General features: G+C 66.8%; 18 protein-coding genes, 1 tRNA gene and 1 pseudogene. 9 read left to right on the plus strand and 11 right to left on the minus strand.

The genetic code is table 11. From position 1 onward, the window contains the following. Positions 1-3: 3 nt before the first annotated feature. The 9 genes from MXB90_RS10090 to MXB90_RS10130 form a co-directional block, all read right to left on the minus strand. Entirely contained in the window at positions 4-396 is a 393-nt protein-coding gene (locus tag MXB90_RS10090) for a hypothetical protein (protein WP_250044219.1), read from the minus strand. A gap of 158 nt (positions 397-554) precedes the next feature. Continuing rightward, entirely contained in the window at positions 555-1,634 is a 1,080-nt protein-coding gene (locus MXB90_RS10095; protein WP_250044220.1) for a 2'-deoxycytidine 5'-triphosphate deaminase, read from the minus strand. Positions 1,635-1,691: 57 nt separating this feature from the next. Beyond that, positions 1,692-1,769 (minus strand) — tRNA-Pro (locus MXB90_RS10100). Between the two features lie 115 nt (positions 1,770-1,884). Further along, on the minus strand, positions 1,885-2,832 hold the full coding sequence (locus tag MXB90_RS10105) for a MerR family transcriptional regulator (RefSeq protein ID WP_250044221.1): 948 nt from the start codon (positions 2,830-2,832) through the stop codon (positions 1,885-1,887). Between the two features lie 41 nt (positions 2,833-2,873). After that, positions 2,874-3,176, minus strand: a complete 303-nt coding sequence (ihfA, locus tag MXB90_RS10110) for an integration host factor subunit alpha (protein WP_250044222.1) — start codon at positions 3,174-3,176, stop codon at positions 2,874-2,876. Positions 3,177-3,286: 110 nt separating this feature from the next. Beyond that, positions 3,287-4,261 (minus strand): beta-ketoacyl-ACP synthase III, encoded by a 975-nt coding sequence (locus MXB90_RS10115; protein WP_250044223.1) that lies wholly within the window; start codon positions 4,259-4,261, stop codon positions 3,287-3,289. Further along, entirely contained in the window at positions 4,258-5,313 is a 1,056-nt protein-coding gene (plsX, locus tag MXB90_RS10120) for a phosphate acyltransferase PlsX (RefSeq protein WP_349665902.1), read from the minus strand. Before plsX ends, MXB90_RS10115 begins: the two co-directional genes overlap by 4 nt. A 143-nt stretch (positions 5,314-5,456) precedes the next feature. Beyond that, positions 5,457-5,663, minus strand: a complete 207-nt coding sequence (gene rpmF / locus MXB90_RS10125) for a 50S ribosomal protein L32 (RefSeq protein WP_121531426.1) — start codon at positions 5,661-5,663, stop codon at positions 5,457-5,459. 164 nt (positions 5,664-5,827) lie between these two features. Then, positions 5,828-6,397, minus strand: coding sequence for a YceD family protein (locus MXB90_RS10130; protein ID WP_250044224.1), 570 nt, complete (start codon positions 6,395-6,397; stop codon positions 5,828-5,830). Positions 6,398-6,600: 203 nt separating this feature from the next. Here MXB90_RS10130 and MXB90_RS10135 point away from each other — a divergent pair, with 203 nt between their 5' ends. From MXB90_RS10135 to MXB90_RS10160, 6 genes are all read left to right on the plus strand, one after another. After that, the gene (locus tag MXB90_RS10135; RefSeq protein WP_250044271.1) at positions 6,601-7,029 is read left to right on the plus strand and encodes an outer membrane protein assembly factor BamE; all 429 of its coding nucleotides are present in this window, start codon (positions 6,601-6,603) and stop codon (positions 7,027-7,029) included. A 45-nt stretch (positions 7,030-7,074) separates the two neighbouring features. Next, the gene (locus MXB90_RS10140) at positions 7,075-7,857 is read left to right on the plus strand and encodes a GNAT family N-acetyltransferase (protein WP_250044225.1); all 783 of its coding nucleotides are present in this window, start codon (positions 7,075-7,077) and stop codon (positions 7,855-7,857) included. Between the two features lie 57 nt (positions 7,858-7,914). Beyond that, complete coding sequence (locus MXB90_RS10145; RefSeq protein WP_250044228.1) at positions 7,915-9,756, plus strand: ABC-F family ATP-binding cassette domain-containing protein; 1,842 nt, start codon at positions 7,915-7,917, stop codon at positions 9,754-9,756. A gap of 300 nt (positions 9,757-10,056) precedes the next feature. Beyond that, on the plus strand, positions 10,057-10,506 hold the full coding sequence (rplU, locus tag MXB90_RS10150; protein WP_250044230.1) for a 50S ribosomal protein L21: 450 nt from the start codon (positions 10,057-10,059) through the stop codon (positions 10,504-10,506). 6 nt (positions 10,507-10,512) lie between these two features. Then, complete coding sequence (rpmA, locus tag MXB90_RS10155) at positions 10,513-10,782, plus strand: 50S ribosomal protein L27 (RefSeq protein ID WP_250044232.1); 270 nt, start codon at positions 10,513-10,515, stop codon at positions 10,780-10,782. Between the two features lie 175 nt (positions 10,783-10,957). Beyond that, positions 10,958-11,497 carry a GNAT family N-acetyltransferase gene (locus MXB90_RS10160; protein WP_250044234.1) on the plus strand — a complete coding sequence of 180 codons (540 nt, stop codon included), beginning with the start codon at positions 10,958-10,960 and terminating at the stop codon, positions 11,495-11,497. Positions 11,498-12,065: 568 nt separating this feature from the next. Here MXB90_RS10160 and MXB90_RS10165 read toward each other — a convergent pair. Next, positions 12,066-12,849, minus strand: a pseudogene (locus tag MXB90_RS10165) (IS5 family transposase). A gap of 201 nt (positions 12,850-13,050) precedes the next feature. Between MXB90_RS10165 and obgE the strand changes: the two are divergent. Continuing rightward, entirely contained in the window at positions 13,051-14,076 is a 1,026-nt protein-coding gene (gene obgE, locus MXB90_RS10170) for a GTPase ObgE (protein ID WP_250044236.1), read from the plus strand. 5 nt (positions 14,077-14,081) lie between these two features. Beyond that, a complete protein-coding gene (gene proB / locus MXB90_RS10175) occupies positions 14,082-15,188 on the plus strand; it encodes a glutamate 5-kinase (protein WP_250044273.1) in 1,107 nt (368 codons plus the stop codon). A gap of 109 nt (positions 15,189-15,297) precedes the next feature. Here proB and MXB90_RS10180 read toward each other — a convergent pair whose 3' ends face one another. Continuing rightward, on the minus strand, positions 15,298-16,671 hold the full coding sequence (locus MXB90_RS10180; protein ID WP_250044238.1) for a M20/M25/M40 family metallo-hydrolase: 1,374 nt from the start codon (positions 16,669-16,671) through the stop codon (positions 15,298-15,300). A 261-nt stretch (positions 16,672-16,932) separates the two neighbouring features. Here MXB90_RS10180 and hemA point away from each other — a divergent pair, with 261 nt between their 5' ends. Then, positions 16,933-18,162: a 5-aminolevulinate synthase gene (gene hemA / locus MXB90_RS10185; RefSeq protein WP_250044276.1), complete on the plus strand. Its 1,230-nt coding sequence runs from the start codon at positions 16,933-16,935 to the stop codon at positions 18,160-18,162. Positions 18,163-18,216: the final 54 nt, after the last annotated feature.

The raw sequence follows: 18,216 nt of genomic DNA on the forward strand, positions 1-18,216 counted from the left end.
GCCTTAGCGGGTGCCGAGCGGTTCGCGCAGCCAGGTGGGGATGTTGCCAGCCCCGGTCGTACGGCCCGAGGGGCGCGAGCTGCCGCCGCGCGACGGCCCCGACGTGCCACTGCGCGAGGGCCCCGAGCTACCGCTGCGCGACGGGCCCGAGCTGCCGCTGCGCGAGGGGCCGGAGTTGCTGCCGCTCGAAGCCGCGCCGCTCGAAGCTGCGCCGCCCGATGCACCACCGCCCGATGCGCCGCCGCCCGAATTGCCGCCGCCCGAGGCACCGCTGGCGCGGGCCGCGTTCAGCCCCATCAGCGTCGGTGCGACATAGGCCGCGCCCGCCAGAAGGCCCACACGCGCCAGAAGCGCGCGGCGGTTGAGGGTCGGGTTGGTATCTTTCGCCTTGGTCATCTTTGCCTCCGTCTGCGCCGTTGCGGCGCGTTCCAGGTTCCAATTGCGACCGGATATTTCCCCGGTGCTGCAAGGATAACGCGGTGGGGCGGAAAACATTCCCCGGGGCAGGCGAAAAAAATTGAAAAAATCGGAACGCCTTGAAAAGGCGTAGAAAATCAGCCCGCTCGGAAGTGCTTGGCCAGTTTCAGTCCCTGGCCCTGATAGTTGGACGCGATGCCCGCGCCATAAAGCCGGTCGGGCCGCGCGGCCATGCGTTCATAGACCAGCCGGCCGACGACCTGCCCGTGTTCCAACACGAAAGGCGCCTCGTGGCAGCGCACCTCCAGCACGCCGCGCGATCCCGCACCGCCCGCAGCGCCATGGCCAAAGCCCGGGTCGAAGAAGCCTGCGTAATGCACGCGGAATTCGCCCACCATCGCCAGGTAGGGCGCCATTTCGGCAGCATGGTCGGGCGGGATCGTCACCGCCTCGCGCGAGACGAGGATGTAGAAGGCGCCGGGGTCCAGGATGATGCGCCCGTCGCGCGTGCGGATTTCTTCCCAGAAATCCGAAGCCGGGTAATGCGCGATCCGGTCCAGATCGATCACGCCGGTATGCGGCTTGGCGCGATAGCCCACCAGATCGCCGGTTTCGGGCAAGAGGTCGACCGAGAAGCCCAGGCCCCCGTCAATCACCGCCTCGCCGCTGACCAGCGGTTCTTCGGCATGCAGGCGGATCAGTTCAGCATCGCTGAGCGCGGCCTGACCCGCGCGGAAGCGGATCTGGTTCAGCCGCATCCCCGGACGCACCAGCACCGAAAAGGACCGCGGGCAAATTTCGGCGTAAAGCGGGCCGGCATAGCCTTCGGGGATGCGGTCGAATTCGGTGCCGCCATCGGTGATCACGCGGGTCAGCAGGTCCAGCCGCCCGGTCGAGGATTTGGCATTGGCCACCGCGGTCACACCCGCGGGCAGGGCAAGCCGTTCCATCAGCGGCACCAGGTAGACACAGCCCTTTTCCAACACCGCGCCGTCACGCAGATCCATGCGGTGCATTTCGAATTCGGCCAGCCGGGCATCGACGCGGCGCGTCTTGCCCGCCAGGAACGAGGCGCGGATGCGATAGGCGACATGGCCCAGCCGCAGGTCCAGGCTGGCGGGTTGGATCTGTTCGGGGATCACGGGGGTCTCGGCGGCAATTTCGCCGCGGGCGATCATCGCCTTCAGATGGCTGTCCGGCAGCACGCCCGTGGTCATTTGGCTTCCCCCCGATATGCGAACGCCCACCCCGGGACGGGATGGGCGTTTCGGTTTTGGTCGGGCCGGCGAGATTCGAACTCGCGACCTTCCGCCCCCCAGACGGACGCGCTAACCAGGCTGCGCCACGGCCCGACGAGGCGCATATAGAGCGATTGTTGCGCCGGGGGCAAGCGGCAAAACCAACTTTTTTCGCCCCCCTGCAAAAGACCTTCGGGCCGGGCCCGGGCAAGGGGTGTGCGGGCGCGCCTCAGGGCTGGGCCGGGGGGGCGGCCAGCCGGTCGCGCAACGCCATCAGACGCCGGGCCGCGCCGCCAAGGGCCGCGCGCGCACCGGGGGCCTGCACGGCGGCGGGGCCAAGCGCACGCAGGCGCGCGGCCAAGGGGCGGCCCGGGGGCAGGGCGGGGGGAGGCAGGGGCTGCGATTCGGGGGCGGGCTGCGGTTCGCCGGGGAAGGGCTGCACCACCGCGGGCGCGGGCGCATCCGGGGCGACATCCAGCGCGATCGGGGCTTCGGCCCCCGGTTCAGCCTCGGCACTGGTTTCGGGTTCGGGTTCGGCACCGGGTGCGGGTTCGGTGCCGGGTGCGGGCGCCGTCAGGCCCGAAAACAGCGTGTCTTGCGGCCAGCCGTCCGTGGCCTTTGCGGGCGCTGTTTCGGCGGGCGCCCGTGCCCGGGGCATTGGGGGCGCGGGATCATCGGGATCGGGCTGTAGCATCGCCCCCGCTGCCGCCGGATCGGGGCTGTCGGTCGCCGCCCAAAGATCGGGGGCGGGGGATTGCGGCGTTGCGTCGGCCGCGTCCAGCACCGGGGCAATCTGGTCCTGGCTGTCGGGCAGGACGGCTTGCGCTGCCGCCGCCATCTGTGCCGCCGTCGGCTGCGTCGCATCTTGCGCGCCCGTCAGCCCTGGATCGGTCGGGGTGGCGGGCTCATCCCAACCCAGGCCCGCGACATGGCGCACGCCCTGTTCCTTCAGGATCTTCTGCACCCCGCGGATCGTCATCCCCTCATCATGCAGCAGCCGCCGGATGCCGCCAAGCAGCGCCACATCCGCGGGGCGGTAATACCGCCGCCCGCCTGCGCGCTTGACCGGGCGCACCTGCGGAAAGCGGCTTTCCCAGAAGCGCAGCACATGCGCGGGCGTGCCCAAAAGCTCGGCCACCTCGCTGATCGTGCGGAATGCCTCGGCTGACTTTTCCATAAGCCGCCTCCTCCTGAGAGTCTGACCGGCGCGGGTGCGCCTTAGCGGGCGTTGCCCTCGGCCACGCGATCCTTCATCAGATGCGAAGGCCGGAACGACAGCACCCGGCGGGGCGAGATCGGCACCTCTTCCCCGGTTTTCGGGTTGCGCCCCATGCGCGAGGATTTGGCGCGCACCGAAAACGTCCCGAAGGACGAAATCTTCACCGTCTCGCCGCGCACCAGCGCATCCGAGACATGTTGCAGGACGCTTTCCACCAATTGCGCGGATTCGTTGCGCGACAGGCCCACCTCGCGGAATACCGCTTCGCTAAGGTCCATGCGCGTCAGAGTCTTTTCACTCATGCCATCCCCCGGATTGTTCGCCCCACGATGGGCGCATTGATTTCCCGAGTCAATATCAATGGCTTGGCCTGCGGTCTTCAGACGTCCCGCCGAGCGGGCCGCCGGCCGGATTACCAGCGCAGCACCACCGCGCCCCAGGCCAGACCGCCGCCGATCGCCTCGGTCACGATCAGGTCGCCCGGCTTGATCTGGCCACGCGCCTTGCCCACCGACAGCGCCAGCGGGATCGAGGCGGCCGAGGTGTTGCCATGATCCTGCACGGTCACGACCACGCGGTCCATCGGCACCTGCATCCGCTCGGCGGTGGCGGCGATGATGCGCAGATTGGCCTGATGCGGCACGATCCAGTCGACATCGCCCCCCGTCAGCCCCGCCTTGTCCAGCGCCGCATGGGCGGTATCGGCCAGCTTCTGCACCGCATGGCGGAAGACCTGATTGCCCTGCATCCGCAGATGGCCCGACTGCCCGTTCGAGGACACGCCGCCATCGACATACAGAATATCGCGGTGGCGACCGTCGGAATGCAGATCGGTTGACAGGATACCACGGTCTGTGGTGGTGCCAGTGCCGGATGTCGCCTCAAGCACCAGGGCGCCCGCGCCATCGCCGAACAGCACGCAGGTGCCGCGGTCCGTCCAGTCCATGATCCGGCTGAAGGTTTCCGCGCCGATCACCAGAACCCGTTCCGCCTGGCCCGACAGGATCAGCGCATTGGCATTGGTCAGCGCATAGACAAACCCGGCGCAGACCGCCTGCAGGTCATAGGCAAAGCCGCGCGTCGTGCCCAGGCCCGCCTGCACCATCGTGGCCACAGACGGAAACGTCAGGTCGGGGGTCGAGGTCGCCACGATGATCGCATCGATCTGATCGGGCGCGATGCCGGCATCGTCCAGCGCGGCGCGGGCCGCGTGGATCGCCATCTGCGAGGTGGTCTCGCCCTCGGCGGCGAAATGGCGCCGCTCGATCCCCGAACGGGTGCGGATCCATTCATCCGTCGTGTCGACGGTCGCCTCGAATTCGGCGTTCTCGACCACGCGTTCGGGCAGGTAATGCCCGACGCCCCGAACCACGGCGCGCAGTGTCATTTGGAGGATCCGTTCTTTGTATCTTGTATGGCATCCTGACCCGCCATCGCCGCAGAGGCAACCCGGGCCGCAAGCTTGGCGCCAAAGCCTGACTGGGCCAGCTGGACGGCCAGCCCGATGGCAGCGGCCACGCCGGTGGCATCGGCCGAACCGTGGGATTTGACGACCGTGCCGTTCAGCCCCAGGAACACGCCGCCATTGACGCGCCGCGGGTCCAGCCGCGCCTGCAGCCGCCGCAGCGATCCCAGCGCCAGAAGCGCGCCCAGCCGCGACAGCAGCGTGCCACCCAGCGCCTCGCGCAGGAATTCGCTGGCCAGCTTCGCCGTGCCCTCGCCGGTTTTCAGCGCGACATTGCCGGTGAAGCCATCGGTGACGATCACATCGACCCGGGCCGAGGGCAGGTCGGTGCCTTCCACGAAGCCGACATAGTCGAAGGCGCCCGCCTCTTGCGCGGCGCCGATCAGGTCATGGGCGGCCTTCAGTTCCGCCCGGCCCTTGTGTTCCTCGGTGCCGACATTCAGCAGGCCGACGCGCGGGCGGTCGATGCCCAGCCCATTGCGCGCATAGGACGTGCCCATCAGCGCATAGGTCAGCAGATCGGGCGCCTCGGCCTTCACATCGGCGCCCACGTCCAGCATCACGTTGAAGCCGGTCGGGTTGCGCGATGGCCACAGGCAGGCAATGGCAGGGCGGGTCACGCCCGGCAGTCGACGCAGGCGGATCATGGAAATCGCCATCAGCGCGCCGGTATTGCCGCAGGACACGGCCACCGTGGCCTCGCCCGCGCGCACCGAATCGATCGCCGACCACATTGATGTGGCCTGACCGTTGCGCATCACCTGGGCGGGTTTGTCGTCCATCGTCACGACGCCGGTGGCATCGCGGATTTCACAGCGCGCGGCAATGCCCTGCGCCGCGATCAGGCGGGACAGTTCATCCTTCGGGCCATGCACCACAAAACGCACCGCCGGATGGGCGCTGGCCGCCGCAGCAATGCCGCCGATCACGGCCGCGGGACCGCGGTCGCCCCCCATCGCATCGATGGAAATCACAACGGAACCAGCGGCGTCGCCGTCAGCACCGGGCGAAATGACATCGGCGCCGGTCTGTGCCGGCGCCTGAGCCTGCGATGGGGTCTGTTGGTGCTCGTGGTCCTGCGAGGATCGCATGACGTTGGCGCCGGGATACGACGGGCTTACGCCGCGTCGTCGTCCAGATCGACCTCGGCGGCCTGGGCCACCACTTCACGATCGTCATAATGACCGCAGGCGCCGCAAACGTGGTGCGGGCGCTTCAGCTCGCCGCAGTTGGGGCATTCCGCCGGGTTCGCGGCAACAAGAGCGTCATGCGCACGGCGCATGTTACGGCGGGAACGCGTGACTCGGTTCTGAGGGACAGCCATGTCTCAACCTCGGGTGTTCGGGGGCATTACAGCCCTGATTTTCCTGGAGTATCGTCACTGGCGCCAGCTGGCGGACCGGGTGCGAACCCAAACTTCGAATGAGGCCGGGAACATACTGGGATTCTGCCCGGGCGCAAGTCCTTTCTTCGGGCTTGCGTCCGCGCTCAGTCTGCGCCGTCCTCGGGGGCCTTCTGGCCTGTTTTCAACAGATCCGCAAGCCCCGCAAAGGGGCGGGTGGATTCGGGCGTCAGCGGCGCGGCGCCGGGGGCGGCGGCGCTGATCTCGCCCAGTTCGGCGCCGGGCGCGCGCGGATATAGCGGCAAGGCCAGTTCCAGCGCCTCAAGCGCCACGGCGGCCAGATCGATCACCGCGGGCAGGGCCTCGGCACTATCATCCTCGGGCATCTCTATCTCATCGCCGGTGGGTTCGGGCATGTCGGCCAGATAGCGGCGCAGGACAGAATCACGCAGGTCGGTGGTCACGGGGGCCAGCGTCACCACGCAGGGCTGCACGACGCGCGCGGTCAGCTCGGCCTCAAGGTCCCAGTCGCTGCGCCCGCGCGGCACCAGCTGGCCTTTCAGGCGCAGTGATTCCAGCGCGGTGATCCCGGCCCAGTCGGCAATGGCGGCGCGCGTGGGCGCATCGGGGGTCAGGTCAAAGCGGGTGGGCTTGCGGCCAGCCAGCTCGGCCACGCGGCGGGGCTGCGACCAGGGCAGGGGGGTGGTGTCGGTCATGGGGCGGTTCCTTCGGGCTGGCGCGGTGGGGCGTGCGGGTGGGGCTGACGCGATGCCGGGGACCGCCCGCGCGATGATCGGGGTCCGGCCATCAGTTCCCTTGAGGGCCGGGCGTGAGTGTTGTAAGCGGGATAAAAGGCTGCGGTCGGCAAGGCAAGAGGGGGTTGCAGGTGGGGATCGGTTCCGTGACACGGCGCGGTGCGATGGCGATCGCGCTGGGGGCAGGTCTGATGGTGGCCGGCTGCTCGCCCGTCTTCCGCAATCACGGCTATATCCCGACCGATGAGGACCTGGCCCAGATCCAGGTCGGCACCAGCACGCGCGACGATGTCGCCGCCAGCGTCGGCCGGCCGTCCTCGGCGGGGCTTCTGGAGGGGTCGGGCTGGTATTATGTCGGCAGCCGCTGGAAGCTGGTGGGCGCGCGTGAGCCGCAGGAAATCGACCGTCAGGTCGTCGCGATCAGCTTTGATGCGGGCGGCCGGGTCGCCAATGTGGAACGCTTCGGGTTGGAGCAGGGGCAGGTCGTGGCCCTGTCGCGGCGCGTGACGGAAAGCAACATCCGCGGCATCGGCATCGTGCGCCAGTTGCTGGGCAACCTGGGCCGGATATCGGCCGATCAGCTGGTGAATTGACGGGCGCGACGTGATGCAGGGCGCGGCGGCGATGCGGGGCAGAGGATGATGCAGCCGCCGGTCGCAGCGCAAGACATGGCGCAAGCTGTGGCGCTGATCCGCGGGCGCTATCGTGCCCGGCTGGCGCAGTCCGATACCGATGTTCAGGCCGCGCAGGCGCTGCGCTGGCGCGCCTTTCGGGGCGGTGCGGTGGGCGCGGGCCGCGATGCCGATGGGTTTGACGCGCGCTGCCGCCACCTTCTGGTCGAGGATCTGGCAACCGGCGTTTTGGCCGGCTGCCTGCGGCTGATGATCCTGCCCGATGGCGCCGCGATCGGGCAAAGCTATTCGGCGCAGTTCTATGATCTGACCGCGCTGTCGGGCGCGCGCGCGCCGATGGTCGAGATCGGGCGATTCTGCCTGCGCCCCGGGTTGGTGGATCCCGATGTGCTGCGCCTTGCGCTGGCCGCGGTAACGCGCGCGGTGGACGCCTGCGGCGCGACGCTGCTGTTTGGCTGTTCCTCATTTCACGGCACCGACTGGCAGGCCCATGCCGCGGCCTTCGCGCTGCTGCGCGCGCGCCACCTGGCCCCGCCCGACCGCGCCCCCCGCATCAAGGCGCCCGAGGTGATCCGATTCGCCGCCCAGCCGATGCCCGCCGAACCGCCGCGCGCCGCCCAGGCCGGGCTGCCGCCGCTGTTGCGCAGCTATCTGGCGATGGGGGGCTGGGTGTCCGACCATGCGGTGATCGACCGCGACCTGAACACGCTGCATGTCTTTACCGGGGTCGATCTGGCCGCGATCCCGCCGGCGCGCGCGCGCCTGTTGCGCAGCATGGCCGCGGATTGACCGTGTCCGGCTGCGCGCCCCGTTGACCTTTGGCGCGCGCCCCGCTAGCCCCTGCGCATGGCACGCGCACCGCTTTTGCAACTTTCCGACATCTCGCTGACCTTCGGCGGCAATCCCGTTTTCGAGGGGCTGGATCTGGTCGTCCAGCCCGCCGACCGGGTGGCGCTGGTGGGGCGCAACGGGTCGGGCAAATCCACGCTGATGAAGGTCATGGCGGGGCTGGTCGAACCTGACCAGGGCACCCGTATCGTGCCGCCGGGCGTGCGCGTGGGCTATATGGAACAGGAACCCGACCTGTCGGGCTTTGCCACGCTGGGCGATTTCGCGGCTTCGGCGCTGGACCCCGCCGAATCCTACCGCGTCGAAATGGTGGCCGAGGGGCTGAAGTTCCGCCCCGATACGCCGGTGGCCACAGCCTCGGGCGGGGAACGGCGGCGCGCGGCGCTGGCCAAGCTGCTGGCCGAGGCGCCGGAACTGATGTTGCTGGACGAACCCACCAACCATCTGGACATCGAGGCGATCGGCTGGCTTGAGGAACAGCTGCGCGACACCCGCGCGGCCTTTGTGCTGATCAGCCACGACCGCGCCTTTCTGCGCGCGCTGACGCGTGCCACGCTGTGGATCGACCGGGGCCAGGTCAAGCGCAACGAAAAGGGCTTTGAGGCCTTTGAGGACTGGCGCGAGCAAGTCTGGACCGAAGAGGATGAGGCGCGCCACAAGCTGGACCGCAAGATCAAGGCCGAGGCGAAATGGGCGGTTGAGGGGATCTCTGCCCGGCGCAAGCGCAATCAGGGCCGGCTGCGCGCGCTGCAAGCGATGCGCGCCGAACGCGCGGCCCAGATCCGCCGGCAGGGCACCGCGGCGATGGAACTGGATGCGGGGCCGCAATCGGGCAAGCGCGTGATCGAGGCGCGGGGGCTGGCCAAGGCCTTCGATGGCAAGACCATCGTGAAGAATTTCGACCTGCGCGTGCTGCGCGGGGACCGGGTGGCCTTTGTCGGCCCCAATGGCGTGGGCAAGACCACGCTGCTGAAGATGCTGACCGGCGAGATTGCGCCCGATGCGGGCACGGTCACGCTGGGCACCAATCTGGACATGGCGGTCTTCGACCAGGCCCGCGCGACGCTGGATCTGTCGATGACGCTGTGGGACGGGATGGTGAACGATCCCGACATGCGGGTGTCGGGCCGGTCCGATCAGGTCATGGTGCGCGGCACGCCAAAGCATGTCGTGGCCTATCTGAAGGATTTCCTGTTTGACGAGGCGCAGGCGCGCGCGCCGATCGGGTCGCTGTCGGGGGGCGAACGCGCGCGGCTGTTGCTGGCGCGGATCATGGCGAAACCGTCGAACCTGCTGGTGCTGGACGAACCCACCAACGACCTGGATGTGGAAACGCTGGATCTGTTGCAGGATATTCTGGGTGAATATGACGGGACGGTGCTGCTGGTCAGCCACGATCGCGACTTCATCGACCGTGTGGCCACCACCACCATTGCGATGGAAGGCGACGGGCGCGCCACGGTCTATGCCGGCGGCTGGTCGGATTATCAGGCACAAAGGGCACTTGGCGCAGGCACAGTGAAAGAGGGGGCGGCGCCCGCGAAAAGGCCCGAGACGGCGAAGGCCGAATCCCCCAAGTCCGAGGCGCCCAAGCCCGACACCGCGAAGAAATCGGGGCTAAGCTTTACCGAACGCCACCGCCTGGACGCGCTGCCCGGCGTGATCGACCGGCTGGAGGCCGAGATCGCCAAGTTGTCCGAGCTGTTGTCGGACCCCGACCTTTTCGCGCGGGAGCCGGTGAAATTCCGCAAGGCGACCGAGGCGCTGGACGAACGCCAGACCGCGCTGGCCGCCGCTGAGGAAGAATGGCTGGCGCTGGCGGAAAAGGCCGAAGGCTAGCACGCGCCGTGACGCCTGTGGCGGGCGGCGGACCGGGGGTTTTCCACCCCCGGACCCCCGGAGGATATTTGCGCAAAGCCGAAGGGGGATGCGCCACGGCCTGGGGGGCACCTGGGGGGCATATTGCGCTTGACACGGCCCGGCCGATCCCCGATACACCGCGAACCTCGGGGGAAGTCTGTCTTCACCCCGGGTCATCATTTGAAATCTCGTCCCGCAAGGGGCGCGCTGTCCGAGGCGGGGGAAACCCCAGTAAACCGCAAGGTGCCACAGGGCGCGGCCAACACGAAGGAAAGACCCATGTTCGCGGTCCTCAAGACGGGCGGCAAGCAATACAAGGTTCAGGCGGGCGATGTGCTGCGCGTGGAACTGCTTGCGGCCAATGCTGGCGACAAAGTCCAGTTCAACGAGATTCTGATGCTCGGCGGTGACACGCTGACCGTCGGCGCGCCCTTCGTGGCAGGTGCGGCGGTTCAGGCCGAAGTCATCGACACGATCAAGGCCGACAAGGTCATCACCTACCACAAGCGCCGCCGGAAGCATTCCTCGCAGCGTACCCGTGGCCATCGCCAGCAACTGACCCTGCTGCGCGTGACCGAGGTTCTGGCCTCGGGCGCCGATACGTCGGGCGTGAAGGAAGCCATCGGCACCGCCTCGGCCCGCCGCAGCGCCCATGACGCCGCCGCCCCCGCCGAAGCCCCCGCGAAACCGAAGCGCGCTTCGAAAAAAGCCGCTGAAGCTCAGGAGTAATCCCCCATGGCACACAAGAAAGCAGGCGGTTCGTCCCGCAACGGCCGCGACTCGGCCGGTCGTCGCCTTGGCGTGAAACTCTTCGGTGGCCAGGCTGCCGTGGCAGGCAACATCATCGTGCGTCAGCGCGGCACCACCTGGTGGCCGGGCGAAGGCGTGATGATGGGCCGCGATCACACCATCTTTGCGGTGACCGAAGGCCGCGTCGCGTTCAAGAAGGGCCTCAAGGGGCGCACCTTCATTTCGGTCCTTCCGGTTGCGGAGGCGGCCGAGTAAGCCGAACCGGAACCCGGACGACATTGGGGGATCGGCTGAAAGGCCGGTCCCCTTTCTTTTTGGGCCAACCGGCCACGATCACGGAATTTTTTCCTGTTCAGGTGCAAACTGTCATCTGCGCGACCTATTATCAGACTAAGCCCTAGTGGCTTTCATGCGTTCAAGGAGGGAAGGCATGTTCCAGGAACCGATCACCACGCAGCCCGTCATCGAGGCCGAGCGTTTCATCCTGCGCCCGCTGCGCAAATCCGACGCCGGCCTGATCGCGATGTATACTGCTGACAAACGCGTGGCCGAAGGCACCCGGGCGATTCCGCATCCGCTGCCCCCCGGCGCGACAGAAGGCTATATCGCGCGCGCCATGTCCGACACCCGGGCCGAGGATGTCTGGGCGTTGGACGGCTCATCCCAGGGTCTGGCCGAGGTTCTGGGGGTGGTGTCCCTGACGCGGATCGAGGCCGATCAGTCCGAGGTCGGGTTCTGGGTCGGTCCGGGCTTCTGGAGCACGGGCTTCGCCTCGGAGGCGGTGGCAGCACTGGTTGCCGCCAATCCGCATCGCGCACGCACGCTTTTTGCCGAGGTTTTCCAGGACAATCCCGGATCGGCGCGGGTGCTGACCAATTGCGGCTTTGAATATCTTGGCGATGCGGAAAGCTGGTCGGTGGCGCGCGGCGCCCGCGTCCCGACCTGGACCTATCTGCGCAAGATGGGCTGAACATGCCGGGAGGGCGCTGCCCTCCCGGACCCTCCCGAGGTATTTGCGGCAAGATGAAACTGGCCCCTTCTTCTTGGCCGAAATACTCCGGGGGTGTGGGGGCAGCCAGCCCCTAAGATAAATGTTGATCATGCCGACCGGGCTGGGCGAGTAGCCTTGTGGCTGGCGTAGGATTCCTGTTCCGTTCGGCTATGCAGCGCGCCCTGTGCAGAGTATTCTTGAAAGAATTCGCAGGCGCGGGCAAGTTCAGCCAACTGGGTGAGCACCGTAAGGTGGCCTTGTTTTTAAGGCGTTTCGTCCGGTTGGCCTCTATCAATCGGGGAGGATCTCCCGGGCATCCCAGGTCCGGATGCCGCAAGGAATTGAGCCAGATTTCGACTTCCCGTCCTGGTTGATCTACCAGACAGCGATTCAACTCCCGAAGAATTCTTCGCGGGTTGAATCGCGAGGGGCAACTCGCCTGCCGCGCAAGGCATTGAAATTAGTTTTATTATTTCTTGCGAGGTTTGGCCGGCGGAGCGAAATCAACATTTATCTTAGAGTCGGATTCGGAATTATCTTTGAGATGTCATGCCCTTGCGATGAGCCTCGTGACGCGCCTGATGTGGGCGATGAGGAGCCATGCCTCTGCACCGTCCGAGCCACGCTAGGGTGCGTTCGACCACCCAGCGACGCGGGATGACTTCGAAGCCCTGCGCGGTGTTGGAGCGTTTGACGATCTGCAACGTCCAGCGCCCGATCTTCTCCAGAGCACCCTTCAGCTTGGGTCCGGCATAGCCGCCATCGGCGAATACATGACGCAGCAGAGGATAGTGGGCCGCTATGGACTTCAGCAGGTCCGGCGCGCCGTCGCGATCCTGAACATCGGCACCATGCACGGCAAGGCCAACCAGGAAGCCGACGGTGTCGGTGACGATATGACGTTTGCGCCCTTTGATCCGTTTGCCAGCGTCATAGCCTCGGACCCCGCCGCTTTCAGTGGTTTTCACGCTCTGGCTGTCGATCACGCCCGCAGTCGGGTCGGCCGCACGCCCTTCGGCCTGGCGCGCCGCCGCGACGAGCTGGCGGGTCAATTCCTCCAGCAGACCGTTGTCACGCCAGTCGTAGAAATAGCGCCGAACCGTCGAGACCGGTGGAAAGTCATTGGGCAACATCCGCCACTGGCACCCGCTCGTCGCGATGTAGAGGATCGCGTCGAAGACGTCACGCAAATCGGTCGTGCGCGGTCGGCAAACCTTCTTGGGCGCAGGCATCAGCGGCTCGATCAGCGCCCACTCCGCATCGCTCACATCGCTTGCGTATCTGCCACCGCTGCGCTCATATCGGGGGCGGGTGAATTCGGTCCAGGCCATCGTGATCTCCGTTCAGCTTTACAACCGAACAGAATCACAACCTGCTGAATTCACTCCACCAGTTTCGGATCAGCCTCTTAGGGGCTGGGGGGGGCAGCGCCCCCACCGCGCCGGTTGCGATGTTGCAGGCCGGATGCAGGGGGCGCTTGAACAAAAAGGCGGTCCGGCTTATGTCGGCGCCTTGCAACAAGGACCGCTGCCATGAAATTCCTCGATCTTGCCAAAGTCTATATCCGCTCGGGTTCGGGCGGGGGGGGCTGCGTGTCGTTCCGGCGCGAGAAGTTCATCGAATTCGGCGGGCCCGATGGCGGGGATGGCGGCAAGGGCGGGTCGGTCTGGGCCGAGGCGGTCGAGGGGCTGAACACGCTGATCGATTTTCGCTATCAGCAGCATTTCTTCGCCAAGAACGGCCAGCATGGCATGGGCAGTCAGTGCACCGGCAAGGATGGCGACGATATCGTGCTGAAGGTGCCCGTGGGCACCGAGATCCTGGATGAGGATGAGGAGACGGTGGTTGCCGATCTGACTGCGGTGGGGCAGCGCGTATTGCTGGCCCGCGGCGGCAATGGCGGCTGGGGCAACCTGCGGTTCAAATCTGCGACCAACCGCGCGCCCTCGCGTGCCAATCCGGGGCAGGAGGGGGTTGAGCGGACGATCTGGCTGCGGCTGAAGCTGATTGCGGATGCGGGGCTTGTGGGGCTGCCCAATGCCGGCAAGTCGACCTTTCTGGCCGCTGTGTCGAATGCCCGGCCGAAGATCGCGGATTATCCTTTCACCACCTTGGTGCCCAACCTGGGTGTCGTGGGGGTGGATGGCAAGGAATTCGTGATGGCCGATATTCCGGGGCTGATCGAGGGCGCGTCCGAGGGGCGGGGCCTGGGCGATCAATTCCTGGGCCATGTCGAGCGCTGTTCGGTGCTGTTGCATCTGGTCGATGGCACATCGTCGACCGTCACCAAGGATTACCGCACGATCATTCACGAGCTTGAGGCCTATTCCGAGGCGCTGGCCGCCAAGCCGCGGATCACCGCGTTGAACAAGATCGATGCGCTGGATGCCAAGACCCTGGCCAGCCGCCGCCGGTCGCTGGAAAAGGCCTGTGGCGGGCCGGTGTTCCTGATGTCGGGGGTGTCGCGCAAGGGCGTGCCCGAGGTCTTGCGCGCGATCTGGTCCGAGATCGAGGCCGATCGCAAAAGCACGCAAGAGGTAGAACCGTGGCAACCCTGAGCGTTATGGCAAGGCCCGATGTCGCCCAGGCGCGGCGGCTGGTGGTCAAGATCGGCTCGGCGCTGCTGGTCGGGCCCGAGGGGCTGCGGCTGGACTGGCTGCATGCGCTGGCCGCCGATGTGGCTGCGGCGCGGGCGCGGGGGGCGGATGTGATCCTGGTGTCGTCGGGGTCGATCGCGCTGGGGCGGCGGGTTCTGGGGCTGCCGGCGGGCGCGCTGTCGCTGGAGCAGTCGCAGGCGGCGGCCGCGGTGGGGCAGATTCGGCTGGCGCGTGCCTATGAAGAGGCATTGGCGCCGCATGGGGTGACCACGGGGCAGGTTCTGGTGACGCTGGAGGATACCTCTGACCGGCGCCGCTATCTGAACAGTCGCGCCACGATGCAGACCTTGCTGGCGCTGGGTGTCGTGCCGATCGTGAATGAAAATGACACGGTGGCGACGGATGAGATCCGCTTTGGCGACAATGACCGTCTGGCGGCGCAGATCGCGGTGACGATCGGTGCCGATCAGCTGGTGCTGTTGTCCGATGTCGACGGGTTCTATTCGGCCAATCCGAAAGAGGATCCTGCCGCGATCCGCTTTGAGGTGGTTGAGCGCATCACGCCCGAGATCGAGGCGATGGCGGGCGATCCCATTTCGGGGCTGTCGAAGGGCGGCATGAAGACCAAGCTGATGGCGGCCAAGACCGCCGTCGCGGGCGGTTGTGCCATGGCGATCATGGAAGGGTCGGTGCCGCGGCCGCTGCGGGCGCTGTCCGAAGGCGCGAATTGCACCTGGTTCCTGCCGGAGGGCGACCCGCAGGCCGCGCGCAAGCGCTGGATCGCGGCGATGAAGCCGCGCGGCGAGGTGATGGTGGATGCGGGCGCGCTGGCGGCGCTGGCGCAGGGCAAATCGCTGTTGCCGGCGGGGGTGACGAAGGTTTCGGGCCAGTTCGGGCGCGGCGATCCGGTGGCGATCCTGGGGCCCGACGGGGCGGCGCTTGGCAAGGGGCTGACGCGCTATACCGCGCCCGAGGCGCGTGCGATCGCGGGGCATCGTTCGGCCGAGATCGAGGGGATCCTGGGCTATCCGGGCCGCGCGGCGCTGATCCATCGCGACGACATGGTGATCTGAGCGGGGATGATACCTGAGCGAGGGGGCGCTGCCCCCTCACCCCCGGAGTATTTTGGCCAAGAAGACGGGGCGACGGTTTTCGGGGGCGGGTGTCAGGCCGCCCCCTGGATCACCCGGCGATGCGGTCGAGGATGCGGACCCAGCTGCGGATACCCTTGTGGAAGCAGTCGAGGTCGTATTTTTCGTTGGGCGAGTGGATCTGATCGTCGTCGCGGCCAAAGCCGATCAGCATCGCATCCATGTTCAGGTAGGTCTTGAAATAGCCCGCGATCGGGATCGAGCCGCCGCAGCCCACGAAGGCGGCGGGGCGGCCCCATTCCTCGGTCAGGGCGGCGCGGGCGGCGTCAAAGGCGGGGTTGGTGATTTCCATCACGCTGGCGGGGCTGCCTTCGGGGTCATGCCAGATCAGGTCGCAATCGGCGGGTAGCTGGGCGGTGATCCAGTCGCGGAAGGCCTGCAGGATCTTGTCGGGGTCCTGGCGCGACACCAGGCGGAAGCTGATCTTGGCATGGGCCTCGGCGGGCAGCACGGTCTTGAACCCGGCCCCCGTGTAGCCGCCCCAGAGCCCGTTGATTTCCGCCGTGGGGCGCGACCAGATCATTTCCAGCGGGGTGCGGTCGGCTTCGCCCGCGGGCACCGACAGGCCGACATCGCCCAGGAATGTCGCATGGTCGAAGCCCAGGCCCTGCCATTGCGCGCGCACCGATTCAGGCAGGTCGTCGACGTCGTCGTAAAAACCCGGCACCTGCACACGGCCCTGGGCGTCATGCAGCCCGCCCAGGATGCGCGTCAGCACCCGCAGAGGGTTGATCGCGGCACCGCCGAACATGCCCGAATGCAGATCCTTGTTCGCCGCGCGCAGGGTGAATTCCACCTTGGCCAGGCCACGCAGCATGGTGACGATGGCAGGGGTCTGGTCCTGGAACAGGCCGGTGTCGCAGATCAGCGCCAGATCGGCCGACAATTCGGCGGCATTGTCGCGCAGGAACGGGATCAGCGAGGGCGAGCCCGATTCCTCTTCGCCTTCCAGAAAGATCGTCAGGTTGCCGGGCAGGGTGCCATGCACATCCTTCCAGGCGCGGCAGGCCTCAAGGAACGACATCAGCTGGCCCTTGTCATCGGATGCGCCGCGGGCGCGGATCACCCGGCCCTTGGGCGTGTCCTGCAGCTGCGGATCAAAGGGGTCGCGGTCCCACAGGTCCAGCGGATCGACGGGCTGCACATCGTAATGGCCGTAAAACAGGATGTGCGGGCCGGGGCCTTCGTGGCGCGCGACCACCATCGGGTGGCCCGGCGTGGGGCGGCTGGTCGCGTCGAAGCCAAGCGCCCTGAGGTCATCAACCAGCCAGTCGGCGGCGCGGGCGCAGTCGGCGCGATAGGCGGGGTCGGTGGAAATCGACGGGATGCGCAGCAACGCCATCAGGCGGTCCACGGCCTCGGGCAGGGTGGCGTCCACGCGGGTCAGAACGGCATCAAGGGTCATCGCACTCTCCTATCCAGTGGCGCGACCCTAGCAGGCGCGCGCGCGCTGTCCAGCATCCCCGGCACCGGGGGCGCGGGACGGCAGGTGACCACGGGACTTGCAATGCGGCGCTAAAAACAGATATGAAAATGAGAATGTTTGCCATTTTGCCGCCCCGCGACATTTTTGGCACTCCACATGTCGGACTTTGACCTTTATCAAGGCCGCGCGCGACATGGACCGCTATGAATGACCCAGCGAACTCAGGCGAGGGAAACGGAAATGGACTATAACCACGCACTCGATACCGCGATCGCACGGCTGCATGACGAAGGCCGCTATCGCACGTTCATCGATATCGAGCGTGAGAAGGGCGCTTTTCCGAAAGCTGTCTGGAACAAGCCCGATGGCAGCCGCAAGGACATCACCGTGTGGTGCGGCAACGACTATCTGGGCATGGGTCAGAACCCGGTGGTGCTGGCCGCGATGCATGAGGCGCTGGATGCGGTGGGCGCCGGGTCGGGCGGGACGCGCAACATTTCCGGCACCACGGCCTATCACAAGCGCCTTGAGGTCGAGCTTTCCGATCTGCACGGCAAGGAAGCCGCGCTGGTCTTTTCCAGCGCCTATATTGCCAATGACGCCACGCTGAGCACGCTGCCCAAGCTGTTCCCCGGCCTGATCATCTATTCGGACGAACTGAATCACGCCTCGATGATCGAGGGGATCAAGCGCAATGGCGGCGCCAAGCGTATTTTCCGCCACAACGATCTGGCGCATCTGCGCGCGCTGCTGGCGGCTGATGATCCGGCCGCGCCCAAGCTGATCGCCTTCGAATCGGTCTATTCGATGGATGGCGATTTCGGCCCGATCAAGGAGGTCTGCGACCTGGCCGAGGAATTCGGCGCGCTGACCTATCTGGATGAGGTTCATGCGGTCGGCATGTATGGCCCGCGCGGCGGCGGCATCGCCGAACAGATCGGCCAGGCACATCGCATCGACATCATCAACGGCACGCTGGGCAAGGCCTTCGGCGTCTTTGGCGGCTATATCGCGGCCAGCGCGCGGATGGTGGATGCGATCCGGTCCTATGCGCCGGGCTTCATCTTCACCACATCCTTGCCGCCGGCGGTGGCGGCAGGGGCCGCGGCCTCGATCGCCTTCCTGAAGTCGGCCGACGGGCAGAAGCTGCGCGATGCCCAGCAGCTGCACGCGCGTATCCTGAAGATGCGGCTGAAGGCGCTGGGGATGCCGATCATCGACCACGGCAGCCATATCGTGCCGGTGGTGATCGGCGATCCGGTCCACACCAAGATGCTGTCGGACTGGCTGCTGGAGGAATTCGGCGTCTATGTGCAGCCGATCAACTTCCCCACCGTGCCCCGCGGCACGGAACGGCTGCGCTTCACGCCCTCGCCGGTGCATGACCCGAAGGAAATCGACAAGCTTGTGCGGGCGATGGACAGCCTGTGGTCGCGCTGTGCGCTGAATCGTGCCGAAGCCAGCGCCTGAGCCGTTTCTGCAGATGCGAGCCTCTCTGCCTTGTGATAACTAAAGGGTAAGAAT

Source organism: Phaeovulum molybdatiresistens, assembly GCF_023544865.1.
Classification (GTDB): domain Bacteria; phylum Pseudomonadota; class Alphaproteobacteria; order Rhodobacterales; family Rhodobacteraceae; genus Pontitalea.